This is a genomic window from Streptomyces longhuiensis, assembly GCF_020616555.1.
In the GTDB taxonomy this organism is placed as follows: Bacteria; Actinomycetota; Actinomycetes; order Streptomycetales; family Streptomycetaceae; genus Streptomyces; species Streptomyces longhuiensis.
The window spans coordinates 6,178,629-6,194,487 of record NZ_CP085173.1 but is presented as its reverse complement, the minus strand read 5'-3'; the positions used below and the strand labels follow the sequence as shown (position 1 = coordinate 6,194,487).

Genomic DNA, 15,859 nt, shown 5'->3' with positions numbered 1-15,859 from the left:
CCCGAGCCTATCCGTCCGCCGGGGCGTGCTCGTCCGGTGGTTCCGGTGCTCTCCGGTCGCCGGGGCCGGGGGTGGGGTCTTCGAGGAGGAGGCGTTCCAGTTCGGCGCGTCCGGGCAGGTCGCGGGGGGTGACGGTTTCGCGGTCGCGTACGTAGACGAACGTCGCCTTGACGGCCTCGGGCGCGAGGCCGTGCTGCTCGGCCCAGGCGAGTCGGTAGACGGCGAGCTGGAGGGGGTCGGCGGTGCGGCCGCGGGTGGTCTTCCAGTCGACGATCTCGTACGTGGTGTCGTCGCCTTCGCCTTCTTTGTAGACGGCGTCGATGCGGCCGCGGATGACGCGGCCGGCGATGGCGAGCTGGAAGGGCGTTTCGACGCGGTGGGGGGTGCGGTGGGCGTAGGGCGTGCTGTCGAAGGCTTCCTTGAGGGCTTCGAGGTCGCGTTCGTCGGCGATGTCGGCCTCGCTGCCGGGGAGCTCTTCGGGGTCGAGCATGGGCAGGCGGAGCTCTTCGAAGCGGGATTCGACCCAGGCGTGGAAGCGGGTGCCGCGGCGGGCGGCGGGCTGGGGCGGGCGGGGCATGGGGCGGGCCAGGTCCTGTGCGAAGCCGTCGGGGTCGGCGGCCAGGCGCAGGAGCTGGGAGGCGGTGAGTGTGGTGGGAAGGGGGACGTCTCGGACAGCCTGGCGGGAGCGCAGGAGTTCGCCGGTGAGGGCGTCGAGGTCGCGGTCCCAGGAGGCGAGTGTGCGGGTCTCCTCCGGAGTTGGCCGGTGGCGCTCCGGGGGGACGGTGGGGGCTGTGCCGGTGGGTGCGCGGTCGGGATGGGGGCGGGTGTCGGCGTCCTGGGGCGTGGTGGGGTGCGGGATGGCGCCCAGGGGATGCGGGGGCGTGTGCGGGGCGCCACGCATGGGTCGGGCGTCGTCCGGGTGTGGGCGCGGGTGCGCGTCGTTGTTGTGCGGCGCATCGGCCGCGGACTGCTCGTCCGCGGGGGTGCCGGTCGGGTGCGGGAGCCTGGGGCGTTCGTGCGGCAGCGCGTCCCAGTCGTCCCACTCGTCCCAGTCCGGTCCGGGGCCGTCCTCCGGTGAGCTGACGAAATCGCCCTCTTCATAAAGAGGCTCGTCTCCGTGGAAGGGCTCGTCTCCGTAGAGGGGCTCGTCTTCGTAGAAGGCCTCTTCGTCCGGCGGGGCCGGCCAGTCCGGGTCGGTGTACGTGGCCGGGTGGCCCGTCTCCTGGGCGTGGGCGTCGGCGTCGGCCGGGGTTTCGAGGTGGGCCAGCACCGTGGCCGCGGCCGCGCGGCGGCGCGCCATGGCCTCGTCGTCGAGCGGGAGCGGCCACGCGTGCTCGGCGGAGGCCTCCTGGAGCGCGGGGTTCTCCTCGTCCTCCTCCGGTTCGTCGGCCCAGGCCTCGATCTCCCCGTGTCCGGCGGCGCAGTGGTCGTACAGCGCCTGGAGGAAGTCGGAGGGGCCGCGGGGGCGCTTCTGGGCGGGGCCCCACCAGTGGCCCGAGCCGAGGAGGAGGGTGCGGGGGCGGGTGTACGTGACGTATCCGAGGCGGAGTTCCTCGGTGCGCTGGTGTTCCTTCATCTCTTCGTGGAAGGCCTTCATGCCCTTGGAGTCCCACGCTTCGATGTCGGGCAGTGTGGCGGCGTCGCCGCGCAGTTCGTGCGGAAGGACCTTGCTCTGGGCGGTCCATTTCTCGCGGCCCTGGGCGCTGGGGAACGTCCCGGTGACGAGGCCGGGGACGGCGACGACGTCCCATTCCAGGCCCTTGGACTTGTGGGCGGTGAGCACCTTCACGGTGTTCTCGCCGCCGGGCAGCGCGTTGTCGAGGCCCTTTTCGTACTGGGCGGCGGTGCGCAGGAAGCCGAGGAAGGCGAGGAGGGTCGCGGAGCTGTCGTTCGCGGCGAAGGAGGCGGCGATGTCGAGGAAGTTGGAGAGGGTTTCGCGGCGTCGGGCGGCCAGGGCGTGCGGTGAGGCGGCGAGTTCGACTTCGAGGCCGGTGACGGCGAGGACGCGGTGGAGTACGTCCATCAGCGGGTCGGCGAGTGAGCGGCGCAGGTCGCGCAGCTCGGTGGCGAGGCGCGCGAAGCGTACGCGTGCCTCGGGTGAGAAGGGCAGCCTGTCGTCGCCCGGTTCGTCGAGGGGGGTCTCCAGGAACGTGTCGAGGGCGTCGGCGAGCGATATCACTTCGGAGGGGTCGACCCCCTCGACGGCTTCGGCGAGACGGCGGTCGGGGTCGTCGTCGCCCCCGCGCGCGTGGGCGACGAGGAGGCGGGCGCGGCGGCCGAGGAGGGCGAGGTCGCGGGGGCCGATGCGCCAGCGGGGGCCGGTCAGGAGGCGGACCAGTGAGGCGTTGGCGCCGGGGTCCTGGAGGACTTCGCAGACGGCGACGAGGTCGGCGACCTCGGGGAGGTGGAGGAGGCCGGAGAGGCCGACGACCTCTACGGGGATGTCGCGTGCGACGAGGGCGCCCTGGATGGCGGCGAAGTCGGTCGCGGTGCGGCACAGCACGGCGATCTCGCCGGGGGCGGTGCCGGTGCGTACGAGGTGGGCGAGGGAGTCGCCGAGCCAGTCGATCTCCTCGGCGTGGGTGCGCAGGAGGGCGCAGCGGACGATGCCGTCGCGTTCGGCGCCGGGGGCGGGGCGCAGGGCTTCCACGCCCGCGTGGAGTGCGCGCAGCGGCTGGGCGAGGCCGTTGGCGAGTTCCAGGAGGCGGCCGCCGCTGCGGCGGTTCTCGCTGAGGGAGAAGCGGGTGGCGGGGCGACCGTCGGTGTCGGCGAAGTGTTCGGGGAAGTCGTCGAGGTTGGCGACGGAGGCGCCGCGCCAGCCGTAGATCGCCTGGCAGGGGTCGCCGACGGCGGTCACGGGGTGGCCGGTGCCCGCGCCGAAGAGGCCGGCCAGGAGGATCCGCTGGGCGACGGAGGTGTCCTGGTACTCGTCGAGGAGGACGACGCGGAACTCGTCGCGGAGGATGGCGCCGACCTCGGGGCGGGTACGGGCGAGGGTGGCGGAGAGGGCGATCTGGTCGCCGAAGTCGAGGAGGTCGCGGGCGCGCTTGGCTTCGCGGTACCGGGTGACGAGGCCGGTGAGGTCGAGGCGAGCGGCGGCGGCCTCGGGGACCTTGCGCAGGTCGGCGTTGGTGAGTTTGCGGCCTTCGAGGGTGTGCAGGAGGCGGGTGTCGTAGGCGCGCAGTTCGTCGGGCCGGACGAGGTGTTCGGCGAGCTCGCCGTCGAGGGTGAGGAGGTCGCTGACGAGGTCGGCGAAGGAGCGGGTGAGGGCCGGGTAGGGGCCGGGGGCCTCGCGCAGGACGCGGGCGGCGAGCTGGAAGCGGGTGGCGTCGGCGAGGAGGCGTGCGGTGGGTTCGAGGCCGATGCGCAGGCCGTGGTCGGTGAGGAGGCGGCCGGCGAAGGCGTGGTACGTGGAGATCACGGGCTCGCCCGGGGGGTTGTCCGGGTCGATGGCGTCGGGGTCGGTGACGCCTGCCTTGATCAGTGCCTTGCGGACGCGCTCGGCGAGTTCGCCGGCGGCCTTGTTGGTGAAGGTGAGGCCGAGGACCTGTTCCGGGGCGACCTGGCCGGTTCCGACGAGCCATACGACGCGGGCGGCCATGACCGTCGTCTTGCCGGAGCCGGCTCCGGCCACGATCACCTGCGGGGCGGGCGGCGCGGTGATGCAGGCCGTCTGCTCCGGGGTGAACGGGATCCCGAGGAGCTCTTTGAGCTGCTCGGGATCGGTGAGGCGTGTGGTCACCTCATCGAGGCTAACCGGCCCCACTGACAGCGCCGGACCGATCCGGTGGAGGCGCACGTCACGCCGCGTCCGGCGCGGTCGATGCGCACGTCGCTGGGCACCCGGCACGGTGAGGCGCGCATCGCTGGGCACCCGGCACGGTGGAGGCGCGCGTCACTCGACGACGTGCTTGCCTTCGGGGCGGGCGCTGCACGAGGCGCGGAAGGCGCAGTGGGTGCAGTGCTGTCCGGTGGTGGGGGTGAAGCGTTCGTCGAGGACCTTGCCGGCGGCGGTGGCGAGGAGGTCGCCGACCCATGCTCCCTCCCCCTCGCCTTCCCCGTGTTCGCCGAGTGGTTGTTGCGCCTGCACCTTGGGGAGGGTGTCGCCGCCGTCCTTCTTGGCGGCGCCCTGGCGCAGCTGGACGAGTTCGGCGCCGCCTGGTTCGGGGCGTTCGCCGTCGAAGGGTTCGTCGACGGCGCCCTCGCGGACGGCGAGCTGATAGACGGCGAGCTGGGGGTGGCGGGCGACGTCGGCGGCGGAGGGGGCCTGCTTGCCGGTCTTGAAGTCGACGACGTAGGCGCGGCCTTCGGTGTCGCGTTCGACGCGGTCCATGGAGCCACGGATGCGTACTTCGTAGGAGCCCGCTTCGAGGGTGACGTCGAAGGCGTGTTCGCTGGCTACGGGGGTGCGCACGCGGCTGGAGTCGACGTGCCAGCGGAGGAAGCGTTCGAGCGCCACGCGCGCGTGCTCCTTCTCCTGGGCCGACTTCCAGGGGGCGTCGAAGGCGAGGGCGTCCCAGACCGAGTCGAGGCGCTCCATGAGGACGGCGAGGTCGGCCGGGGTGCGTCCGGAGGCGACCTCGTCGGCGAGGACGTGGACGACGTTCCCGAATCCCTGGGCGGCGGTGGCGGGGGCGTCGGCCTTGACCTCGCGGCCGAGGAACCACTGCAGGGAGCAGGTGTTGGCGAGCTGGTCGAGGGCGCTTCCGGAGAGCACGACGGGCTGGTCGCGGTCGCGCAGGGGGATCCTGCTCTCGGTGGGGTCGTCCATGCCCCACCAACGGTAGGGGTGCGCGGACGGTACGAGGGGGCGTCCGTCGTCGTCGGTGAGGGCGGCGAGGCGGGCGAGGCGGCGGGCTGCGGCGTCGCGCAGGGTCTCGGAGGCGCGGGGGTCGACGGTCGTGGCGCGCAGTTCGGCGACGAGGGCGGCGACGGACAGGGGGCGGCGCGGGCGGCCGGTGACGTCCTGGGGGTCGACGCCGAGTTCGGTGAGGAAGCGGGACGGCTGGTCGCCGTCGTCGGCGGGTGCCTTGACCGCGGTGACGACGAGGCGTTCACGCGCGCGCGTAGTGGCCACGTAGAACAGGCGGCGCTCTTCGGAGAGGAGCGCTCCGGGGGTGAGGGGCTCGGCGAGGCCGTCGCGTCCGATGCGGTCGGCTTCAAGGAGGGAGCCGCGGCGGCGCAGGTCGGGCCAGAGGCCTTCCTGTACGCCGGCGACGACGACGAGGCGCCATTCGAGGCCCTTGGAGCGGTGGGCGGTCATGAGGCGTACGGCGTCGGGGCGTACGGCGCGTCCGGCGAGGGTGTCGGCGGCGATGTCCTGGGCTTCGACCTCTTCGAGGAAGTTGAGGGCGCCGCGGCCTCCGGTGCGCTCCTCCGCGCGGGAGGCGGTCGCGAAGAGGGCGCATACGGCGTCGAGGTCGCGGTCCGCGTTGCGTCCTGCGGCGCCGCCGCGGCGGGCGGCGCGTTCCAGGCGCTGGGGCCAGGAGGTGCCGTTCCACAGCTGCCAGAGGGCTTCCTCGGCGGTGCCTCCGGAGGTGAGCGTTTCGCGGGCCGCGCGCAGCAGTGCGCCGAGGCGCTGGGCGCCGCGCGCGTGGGCGGGGTCTTGGGCGGTGAGGCGTTCTGGCTGGGCCAGGGCGCGTGCGAGGAGTTCGTCGGAGGGCGGCGGCAGGTGGTTGCCGGCGGCGCGTTCCTCCTCGCGCAGGGCGCGGCCGAGGCGGCGCAGGTCGGCGGCGTCCATGCCGGCGAGGGGTGAGGCGAGGAGGGTGAGGGCGGTCTCGGTGTCGAGCCAGACGGGCGGTTCCCGGTCTTGGTCGTCGTCGGGTTCGGGGGTGTCCTGCGCGACGCTGAGGGCGACGGCCCTGAGTGCGGTCAGCAGGGGCGTGACGGCCGGTTCGTGGCGCAGGGGCAGGTCGTCGCCGTCGATGTCGAGGGGGACGCCCGCGGCGGTGAGGGTGCGGCGGATCGCGGGGATGGAGCGGGTGCCTGCGCGGACGAGGACGGCCATGTCGTTCCAGGGGATGCCGTCCTCGAGGTGGGCGCGGCGCAGGATGTCCGCGATGTTGTCGAGTTCGGTGCCGGAGGTCGGATACGTGTAGGCCTCGACGCGGCCGCCGTCCCGCGCGGGGGTCAGCTCGCGGTGGGCGCGGACCTTGTCGGCGGGCAGCCGGGTCAGGGGCATGCGCCGGGTGATGCGGCGGGTGGCGTCCAGGAGGTGTGCTCCGGAGCGGCGGGACGTGGTGAGGACCTCTACGGGGGCGGGGCTTTTGTCGGCGCGGGGGAACTGGTCGGGGAATTCGAGGATGCCGTTCACGTCGGCGCCGCGGAACGTGTAGATCGACTGGTCGGGGTCTCCGAAGGCGAGCAGGGTGCGGCCGTCGCCCGCGAGGGCGTGCAGCAGCCGCACCTGGGCCGGGTCGGTGTCCTGGTACTCGTCGACGAACACGGCGTCGTAGCGCGTGGCGAGTTCGTCGGCGACGGGGGTGCGGTGGGCGAGGAGGACCGCGCGGTGGACGAGTTCGGCGTAGTCGAGGACGCCGTGCAGGTCGAGGACGTCGAGGTATTCGGCGAGGAAGGTGGCGGCGGCCTTCCAGTCGGGGCGGCCGATGCGGCGGGCGAAGGCGTCGAGTGCGGCCGGTCCGAGGCCCAGTTCGCGGCTGCGGGCGAGGACGGCGCGTACCTCGTCGGCGAAGCCTCGGGTGGTCAGGCAGGCCCGCAGATCGTCGGGCCAGCGGACGTGGGCGAGGCCGGCCTGTTCCAGGTCGATCTGGCCGGCGAGCAGTTCGCGTACGGCGACGTCCTGTTCGGGTCCGGACAGCAGGCGCAGGGGTTCCGCGAACAGGCCTGCGTCCTGGTGGGCGCGGACGAGGGCGTAGCAGAACGAGTGGAACGTGGTGGCCTGTGGCGCGTGGGCGGCGCCGATGCGCAGGGCCATGCGGTCGCGCAGTTCGACAGCTGCCTTGCGGCTGAAGGTGAGGACCAGGATGCGCTCGGGGTCGGTGCCTTTGGCGATGCGTGCGGCGACGGCCTCGACGAGCGTGGTCGTCTTGCCTGTGCCCGGTCCCGCGAGGACGAGCAGCGGGCCGTGCACGTGGTCAACCACCGCGCGCTGCCGTGCGTCCAGACGAGGGGGGTCCACCGGGGCCGGCGGGGTACGCACCAGTCGGTACGCGCCGGGGGTCCCCTGTCGTACCGGGCGGTGCGACAGGTTCCGGGTGGAGGAAGAGGGGCTCACGTGGATCGCTGGTCCTGGTGGGTGTGCTGGCGGGACGGGGAGGCGGCCGGCCGTCCGAGCGGGGCGGTGGCTGCGGGGTGAGGGAGGTGCGCGCCGTCGACGCTACGCCGTCGAGTGTGGCGGAAGCCGGGCTTCCGCCGGGTCCCCCAGGTCCCGTGCGGCACAGGTGTGCCGTGATTCACGAACGTACGCGATGGCGGCGAAGTGCCCCTCTCGCCCCGTTTCCCCCGTACGGGCCGCGGGCCACACGTGCGGGGGCGCGATGGCGGAAGCTGTCAGGTGTGAGATTCCGCGCGTTCTTCGCCGTCCCATCGCGCGTGCCTCATGTCGAGGCGCGGGATGTGTCCCTCGGACGTGCGGGAGACCTGGCGCAGGGGGGTGCTCTCCGCGCGGTAGTGCGCCATGGCGTCCAGTTCGTGGCCGGGCAGCAGCACGCCGTCCGAGCGCACGACGCGCCACCACGGAACGGCTCCCCCGTAGAGGGCCATCACACGGCCGACCTGGCGCGGGCCGCCCTCCCCGAGCCATTCGGCGACGTCTCCGTAGGTCATGACGCGCCCGGGCGGGATCAGCTCCGCGACCTCCAGCACCCGCTCCGCGTACTCCGGCAGCTCTCCTGCCGCACCGCTCTCCTCGCTCATCCGGCCCATCCTGCCGCACCCCACCGACACGGTGACGTTCCGGTCACGGGGCGTGGAGACGCGTATGAAGAAGCACGAATCCACGGTTGCGAGATACTTTGCTCCCCCGCATCGCACCCTGATGCCCCCCTGTGTCAGTGGGACGTGCCACCATCGTGCGGGCGGTGACCGGTGATACGAGATCAAGAAGAAACGACGGAGCAGCAGGGCGTGCATCCCGATAAGGCGGAGGGCACCTCTGGAGCTTCGGCGCGCCCGGACAGCGACGAGGCCGACCACTCCCCCGTGGCCGAACGCCTGGGCCGGCCGGCCGGGGCGCCCCCGGCGGACGCGCCCGAGGAGACCGCGAAGACCGCACCCGAGAAGACCGAGGGGGCCGGGCCCGAGCGGACCGAGGTCCCTCTCGTCGACCCGGAGTGCATCGACGCGGACGCGCACTCCGAGCGGGTGGACGGCGACGAACCGCTCCTCCCCGCGCGCGTGCACCGCCCCTCAGACCTGATGCGTCTCCTGGTGGGCGTTCTCGCGATCGCCGTGCTCCTGTCGATCGCCGCCTTCGCCCACGGCACGACCTCGGGTCTCCAGCAGGACATCAGCAAGGGCACGGGCGCCGCCCCCGACCTCATGATCAAGTTCGCGGGGCTCGCGTCGAGCATCGCGATCCTCCTCGTCCCGGTCGCCTTCGCGATCGAGCGGCTGATCAAACGCGACGGGCTGCGGATCGCCGACGGTGTTCTCGCGGCCGTCCTCGCGCACGGAGTGACGCTCGCGACGGACCTGTGGGTCGCCCAGGGCGCCCCGCAGTCGATCCAGGACGCGCTCACCCGCCCGTCGCCTGGCGACATCCACGCGCTGACCGATCCGGTGCACGGCTATCTGGCGCCCGTCATCGCCTATATGACGGCCGTGGGGATGTCCCGAAGACCACGCTGGCGCGTGGTGCTGTGGGTGGTGCTGCTGCTCGACGCGTTCGCGATGCTGGTCACCGGCTACACGACACCGTTCTCGATCATCCTGACGGTCCTCATCGGCTGGGCTGTCGCCTACGGCACGCTCTACGCGGTCGGTTCGCCGAACGTGCGGCCCACCGGCCAGACGCTCCTCGCGGGCCTGCGGCACGTCGGCTTCCACCCGGTGAGCGCAGCCCGCGAAGAGGCCCACGAGGGCGCTACGGAGAACGGCGACAGAGGGCGGCGCTACTTCGTCACCCTGGAGGACGGCCGCCCTCTCGACGTCACCATCGTCGACCGAGAACAGCAGGCGCAGGGCTTCTTCTACCGCGTGTGGCGCCGGCTGACGCTGCGCGGGATCACCACGGGCCGCAGCCTCCAGTCCCTGCGCCAGGCGCTGGAGCAGGAGGCGCTCCTCGCGTACGCGGCGATCGCGGCCGGGGCCAACGCACCGAAGCTGATCGCGACGTCCGAGCTCGGCCCCGACGCGGTGATGCTCGTGTACGAGCACACGGGCGGCCGTTCACTGGACATGGTGCCGGACGAGGAGATCACCGACGAGCTGCTGCGCGACACCTGGCACCAGGTTCAGGCGCTCCAGTCGCGGCGTATCGCCCATCGGCGACTCACCGGCGACGCGATTCTGGTGGATCGTTCCGGCACGGTGATCCTGACGGATCTGCGCGGCGGCGAGATCGCCGCCGGCGACCTGATCCTGCGCATGGACATCGCGCAGCTCCTGGCCACGCTGGGCCTTCGTGTGGGCGCCGAGCGTGCCGTGGCGTCCGCCGTGGGAGTGCTCGGCCCCGACGCGATCGCCGACTGTCTGCCGCTGCTCCAGCCCATCGCCCTGAGCCGTACGACGCGCTCGACACTGCGCAAGCTCGGCAGGGAGCGTTCCGAGCGCGAGCGCGAGGCCGTGCTCGAGGCCTCGCGCAGGGCGAAGCAGGCCCGCCTGGAAGAGGCCTCCCTCACCGAGCCCTCTCCGGCCGAGGAATCGACGCCTACGGAGGGGGCCGCCGAGAAAACGCCCTCTACGAAGACGGTCGCCGAGCGGATCACGCCCCCGTCGGCCAAGACCTCAGCGAAGGTCGAACGGCAGGCGGAGAAGGCCGAGCGGCAGGCCGAGAAAAAGGCCATCGACGAGGCTCTGGACGAAGCACGCGAGGAGGACCTCCTCACCCAGATCCGCCACCAGGTGCTCCGCATCCGGCCACAGGCACCCGTCGAACCGGCCCGCCTGGAGCGCGTCAAACCGCGCACCCTCGTGAGCTTCATCGCGGGCGCCATCGGCGCGTACTTCCTTCTGTCGCAGCTCACCCACATCGAGTTCGGCAAATTGTTCGACCAGGCCCAGTGGGGCTGGGTCGCCGCCGCCGTCCTGTTCTCGGCGCTGAGCTACTTCGCCGCCGCGATGAGCCTGCTCGGCTTCGTGCCGGAGCGGGTGCCGTTCCTGCGGACGGTCGCCGCCCAGGTCGCCGGTTCGTTCGTGAAGATCGTGGCACCGGCCGCCGTCGGCGGTGTGGCGCTCAACACCCGCTTCCTGCAACGCGCGGGCGTGCGCCCCGGGCTCGCGGTGGCCAGTGTCGGCGCCTCCCAGCTCTTCGGCCTGGGCGCCCACATCATGATGCTGCTGACCTTCGGCTATCTGACCGGCACGGAGAAGACCCCGTCCCTGTCGCCGTCCCGGACGGTCATCGCGGGCCTGCTGACCGTCGCGGTCCTCGTGCTCGTGGTCACGTCGATCCCGTTCCTGCGGAAGTTCGTCGTCACGCGCGTACGGTCCCTGTTCGCCGGCGTCGTACCGCGCATGCTGGACGTGCTCCAGCGGCCGCAGAAACTGATCACCGGCATCGGCGGCATGCTCCTCCTGACGGCCTGCTTCGTGATGTGCCTGGACGCGTCGATCCGCGCCTTCGGGGACGAGTCGACGACGCTCAGCCTGGCCAGCGTCGCGGTCGTGTTCCTCGCGGGCAACGCGCTCGGTTCCGCCGCGCCGACGCCGGGCGGTGTGGGCGCGGTCGAGGCGACCCTGACGGTCGGCCTCATCGCGGTCGGACTGCCCAAGGAGGTCGCGGCCCCGGCCGTGCTCCTCTACCGGCTCCTGACGCTGTGGGTACCGGTGCTGCCGGGCTGGCTCTTCTTCAACCACCTCTCCCGGAGGGGCTCCCTGTAGGAGCGCGTTTCCCGGAGCGCTCCCTGTAGGGACGCGTTTCCCAGAGCGCTCCCTGTAGGGACGCGTTTCCGGGAGGGTTCCCTTCAAGGCCACCCTTCCGGGAAGCTCTTCGAAGAGCCCTCCCCCGCAGCCACCGTCGCTCACCCGCACGGCCCCCGCCCCGAGCGCCCCGTGAGCCGTCGCCGCAGGATGGGTGCATGCCCAATCCGTCCCGGCCGCGTGCCGCTGCCCTGGCCGCCGCCGCCCTCGTCATGACCTCCGCCCTCGCGGCGTGCAGCAGCGACCCCAAGGACGCGGACCTGTCCTCCCAGACCCTCAGCTGGAAGGACTGCCCCGCGCCCTCGGAGTCGGAGGGCGGCGGCCCCGCGCCGTCCCCGCTGCCGGGCGGCGCCGCCTGGCAGTGCGCCACCATGAGGGCGCCCCTCGACTGGGACAAGCCCAAGGGCGACACGATCGGCATCGCGCTCATCCGTGCCAAGTCCTCCGGCGCCGCGGACCAGCGCATCGGATCGCTCATCTTCAACTTCGGCGGGCCGGGCGGCTCCGGAGTCACCACGCTGCCCGCGTTCGGCAACGAGTACGCGAAGTTGCGCACCCGCTACGACCTGGTGAGTTTCGACCCGCGCGGCGTCGGCCGCAGCGACGGCGTGAAGTGCGAGAACGACCAGCAGCTCGACAAGTACTTCCAGCAGGACGCGATGCCCGACGACGCCGCCGAGACGAAGGAGCTCGTGGGCAACATCACCCAGTTCAACGACGCCTGCGAGAGGAACTCCGGGAAGGTCATCCCGCACGTCGCGACGACGGACGCGGCGCGCGACATGGACCTGATGCGGCAGGTTCTCGGCGACGACAAGCTGCACTACTTCGGGATCTCGTACGGCACCGAACTGGGCGGTGTGTACGCCCACTTGTTCCCCAAGAAGGTGGGCCGCGCCATCTTCGACGGCGTCGTCGACCCCACCGAGAACTCCGAGGAGGGCTCGCTCAGCCAGGCCAAGGGCTTCCAGCTCGCCCTCGACAACTACGCGAAGGACTGCACCTCCAAGGTCGAGGACTGCCCGGTCGGCGACACTCCCGAGCAGGTCAAGGCGAAGATCGCGAAGCTGCTCAAGGACCTGGAGTCCAAGCCGATCCCCGGGGTCTTCCCGCGCGAGCTGACGCAGACCGCCGCGACGAGCGGCATCGCGCAGTCGCTGTACTCCAAGGACTTCTGGGAGTACCTCACCGAAGGCCTCGTCCAGGCCTACGAGGGCGACGGCAAGATCCTCATGCTCCTGTCGGACTCCATGAACGGCCGTAACGAGGAAGGGCAGTACAGCAACATCCAGGCGGCCAACGTCGCCGTCAACTGCGCCGACGACAAGCCCCGCTACACGCCGGCATACGTCAAGTCGAAGCTCCCCGAGTTCCGCGCCGCCTCTCCCCTGTTCGGCGACTACCTCGCGTGGGGCATGCTCAGTTGCACGGACTGGGCGGTCCCCGGCGCCGCGGACCACCCCGACGTGAGCGCGCCCGGCTCGGCGCCGATCCTCGTCGTGGGCAACACGGGCGACCCGGCCACCCCGTACGAAGGTGCGAGGAAGATGGTCGACGCGCTCGGCAAGGGTGTCGGGGTGGAACTCACCTACGAGGGCCAGGGCCACGGTTCGTACGACAGCGGGAACAAGTGTGTGCGAGGCGCTGTGGACGGCTATCTGCTGAACGGGACGGTGCCGCCGGCGGGCACGGTCTGCAAGTAGCGGCGCGAGTGAGCGTGTTCGGCTCGCGCGCCCGGCTGTCGATGACGCGCTGCCGCAGATGATTGTCAGTGACGCTGCCTAGGATGGTCTGACTGTCTTCGGATCGGAGGCAGGCGAGGGGGATCACCAGGGGGGTGCCTGTGTCGCGTCATGTTCGTGCGTTCGCGCTGCTGGCCGCGGGGCTGCTGGTGGCCGGGGCCGCCGCGGGCTGCGGCGGGCCGGGAGACAAGGCCGGGCACGGCGAGGGGAAGGGGCGCACACAGCCGGCGCGCTCCACGTCGCCACCGCCAGGCTCGGACAAGGCCGGCCGCGCCGGCAAGCTGCCCGCGCTGCCTGCCGCGCTCACGTCCCAGCGGCTCGACTGGGGCCGTTGCAAGGCCACCGACGACGGCCCCGCGCCCGGCTCCGACTGGCAGTGCGCGACGCTGAAGGCGCCGCTCGACTACGCGAAGCCGGACGGGGAGACCATCGGCGTCGCCCTCATCCGCGCCAAGTCCACCGGCGGGAGCGGGCGTTCCGGCTCGCTCCTGTTCAACTTCGGCGGGCCGGGCGGCTCCGGGGTCTCGATGCTCCCCGCCTTCGCACCGGACTACACGAAGCTGCGCGAGCGCTACGACCTGGTGAGCTTCGACCCGCGCGGCGTCGGCGCGAGCGAGGGAGTGCGCTGCCGCGACGACAAGGCGATCCAGGCCGCCGAGTCCGTCGACCTCACGCCGGACACCCCCGCCGAGGAGCGGGCGTACTTCAAGGACGCCGCCGACTTCGGCGCGGGCTGCGCCCGGCGGGCCGGCAAGCTGCTCGGGCACGTGTCGACGGATGACACGGCCCGCGACATGGACCTGGCGCGCCAGGCGCTCGGCGACGAGAAGCTGCACTACATGGGCGTCTCGTACGGGACTCAACTCGGCGGCGTGTACGCGCACTTGTTCCCCGGCAAGGTGGGACGGCTCGTCCTGGACGCCGTGGTCGACCCGGCCGCGGACACCGTGGGCCACGCCGAGAACCAGACGAGGGGCTTCCAGCGGGCCCTCGACAACTACCTCAAGTCCACCGGCCAGGACCCGGATCAGGGGTCCCGGGAGATCGCCGCCCTGCTGAAGCGGATCGACACGAAGCCACTACGGACCTCGGGCGGCCGCGAGCTCAACCAGTCGCTCGCCACGATCGGCATCACCGTCACCCTGTACAGCCAGAGCAGTTGGCCCGCCCTGACGCGTGGCCTGGAAGCGGCGGAGAAGGGGGACGGGACGGCGCTGCTCGCGCTGGCCGACGCGTACAACGAGCGGAGTCCCGCCGGGCATTACAGCTCGCAGAGCCACTCGCAGCGGGCGATCTCCTGCCTCGACGACAAGGAGCGGCCGACACCCGCGGAGGCGAAGAGGCGGCTCGCGTCGTTCCGCGAGATCTCGCCCGTCTTCGGGGAGTTCATGGCCTGGGACACGGCGGGCTGGTGCCACGACTGGCCGGTGCCGGGCCAGTACGCGACGCCCGAGGTGAGCGCGCCGGGCGCCGCCCCGATCCTCGTCGTGGGGAACACGGGCGACCCGGCGACCCCGTACGAGGGCGCCCGCCGGATGGCGGACGAGCTCGGCAAGGGCGTCGGCGTCGAGCTCACCTGGAAGGGCGAAGGGCACGGCGCGTACGGCAGCGGGTCGAACTGCGTCGACTCGACGGTGAACGGCTATCTCCTGGAGGGCCGAATACCGCGCGACGGGAAGGTCTGCTCCTGACGCGGACGCCGACGCGGCGCCCTGTGCGGCGCCGCGTGCAGCGTTCCATGCGGTGCTCCATGACGAACGGGCCCCGCACGCGAGGTGCGGGACCCGTTCGGAAAAGCTGACCCCTGACCGGCGGCGTCGGCCGCGCGGGCCGGCGGGCGGTCTAGTAGACCGGCTTCTCGGGCTCGATCTGGTTGACCCAGCCGATCACGCCGCCGCCGACGTGCACGGCGTCCGAGAAGCCCGCGGACTTCAGGACGGCGAGGACTTCCGCACTGCGGACACCCGTCTTGCAATGCAAGACGATCTTCTTGTCCTGCGGGAGGCTCTCCAGGGCGGTGCCCATGAGGAACTCGTTCTTCGGGATCAGCCGGGCGCCGGGAATCGAGACGATCTCGTACTCGTTCGGCTCGCGGACATCGATGATCTCGATGTTCTCGCCGTCGTCGATCCACTCCTTGAGCTGCTTGGGAGTGATCGTCGAGCCGGCCGCCGCCTCCTGGGCCTCCTCGGACACGACGCCGCAGAAGGCCTCGTAGTCGATGAGTTCGGTGACGGTCGCGTTCGGGCCGCAGACCGCGCAGTCGGGGTCCTTGCGGACCTTGACCTGGCGGTACTGCATCTCCAGGGCGTCGTAGATCATCAGGCGGCCGACGAGCGGCTCGCCGACACCCGCGAGGACCTTGATCGCCTCGGTGACCTGGATGGAGCCGATGGACGCGCACAGCACGCCCAGGACGCCGCCCTCGGCGCAGGAGGGGACCATGCCGGGGGGCGGGGGCTCCGGGTAGAGGCAGCGGTAGCACGGGCCGTGCTCGGACCAGAAGACCGAGGCCTGGCCGTCGAAGCGGTAGATCGAGCCCCACACGTACGGCTTGTTGAGCAGCACGCACGCGTCGTTGACCAGGTAGCGGGTCGCGAAGTTGTCCGTGCCGTCGACGATCAGGTCGTACTGGCTGAAGATGTCCATCACGTTCTCGGCCTCGAGCCGCTCTTCGTGGAGGATCACGTTCACGTACGGGTTGATGCCGAGGACGGAGTCCTTGGCGGACTCGGCCTTGGAGCGGCCGATGTCGGCCTGGCTGTGGATGATCTGGCGCTGGAGGTTCGACTCGTCGACCTCGTCGAACTCGACGATGCCGAGTGTGCCCACACCGGCCGCGGCCAGGTACATGAGCGCCGGCGAACCGAGGCCGCCCGCACCCACGGCGAGCACCTTGGCGTTCTTCAGCCGCTTCTGCCCGTCCATCCCGACATCGGGGATGATCAGGTGGCGGGAGTACCTGCGGACCTCGTCTACGGTGAGCTCAGCAGCTGGCTCTACCAGGGGTGGCAGCGACACGGGGGCTCCGTTGATCGTCATTTCGGAACAGTGGTTCTTGCGTCAACACTGCCACG

The 15,859-nt window shown here is 71.8% G+C and carries 7 protein-coding genes; 3 read left to right on the top strand and 4 right to left on the bottom strand.

All coding sequences use genetic code 11. The features are described from left to right. Nucleotides 1-7 precede the first annotated feature (7 nt). From LGI35_RS28645 to LGI35_RS46300, 3 genes are all read right to left on the bottom strand, one after another. Nucleotides 8-3,742 carry an ATP-dependent DNA helicase gene (locus tag LGI35_RS28645; RefSeq protein ID WP_227297110.1) on the bottom strand — a complete coding sequence of 1,245 codons (3,735 nt, stop codon included), beginning with the start codon at nucleotides 3,740-3,742 and terminating at the stop codon, nucleotides 8-10. 153 nt (nucleotides 3,743-3,895) lie between these two features. Continuing rightward, on the bottom strand, nucleotides 3,896-7,234 hold the full coding sequence (locus LGI35_RS28640) for an ATP-dependent helicase (RefSeq protein WP_227297109.1): 3,339 nt from the start codon (nucleotides 7,232-7,234) through the stop codon (nucleotides 3,896-3,898). Between the two features lie 275 nt (nucleotides 7,235-7,509). Further along, nucleotides 7,510-7,884, bottom strand: a complete 375-nt coding sequence (locus LGI35_RS46300) for an MGMT family protein (protein WP_423835730.1) — start codon at nucleotides 7,882-7,884, stop codon at nucleotides 7,510-7,512. A gap of 162 nt (nucleotides 7,885-8,046) precedes the next feature. Between LGI35_RS46300 and LGI35_RS28630 the strand changes: the two genes are divergently transcribed. The 3 genes from LGI35_RS28630 (at nucleotide 8,047) to LGI35_RS28620 (ending at nucleotide 14,473) form a co-directional block, all read left to right on the top strand. After that, the gene (locus tag LGI35_RS28630) at nucleotides 8,047-11,001 is read left to right on the top strand and encodes a lysylphosphatidylglycerol synthase transmembrane domain-containing protein (RefSeq protein WP_227297107.1); all 2,955 of its coding nucleotides are present in this window, start codon (nucleotides 8,047-8,049) and stop codon (nucleotides 10,999-11,001) included. A gap of 197 nt (nucleotides 11,002-11,198) precedes the next feature. Beyond that, a complete protein-coding gene (locus tag LGI35_RS28625) occupies nucleotides 11,199-12,743 on the top strand; it encodes an alpha/beta hydrolase (RefSeq protein WP_227297106.1) in 1,545 nt (514 codons plus the stop codon). A gap of 140 nt (nucleotides 12,744-12,883) precedes the next feature. Further along, entirely contained in the window at nucleotides 12,884-14,473 is a 1,590-nt protein-coding gene (locus LGI35_RS28620; protein WP_227297105.1) for an alpha/beta hydrolase, read from the top strand. 151 nt (nucleotides 14,474-14,624) lie between these two features. Here the strand turns inward: LGI35_RS28620 and moeZ are convergent, their stop codons facing one another. Next, nucleotides 14,625-15,803, bottom strand: a complete 1,179-nt coding sequence (moeZ, locus tag LGI35_RS28615) for an adenylyltransferase/sulfurtransferase MoeZ (RefSeq protein WP_116513428.1) — start codon at nucleotides 15,801-15,803, stop codon at nucleotides 14,625-14,627. Nucleotides 15,804-15,859: the final 56 nt, after the last annotated feature.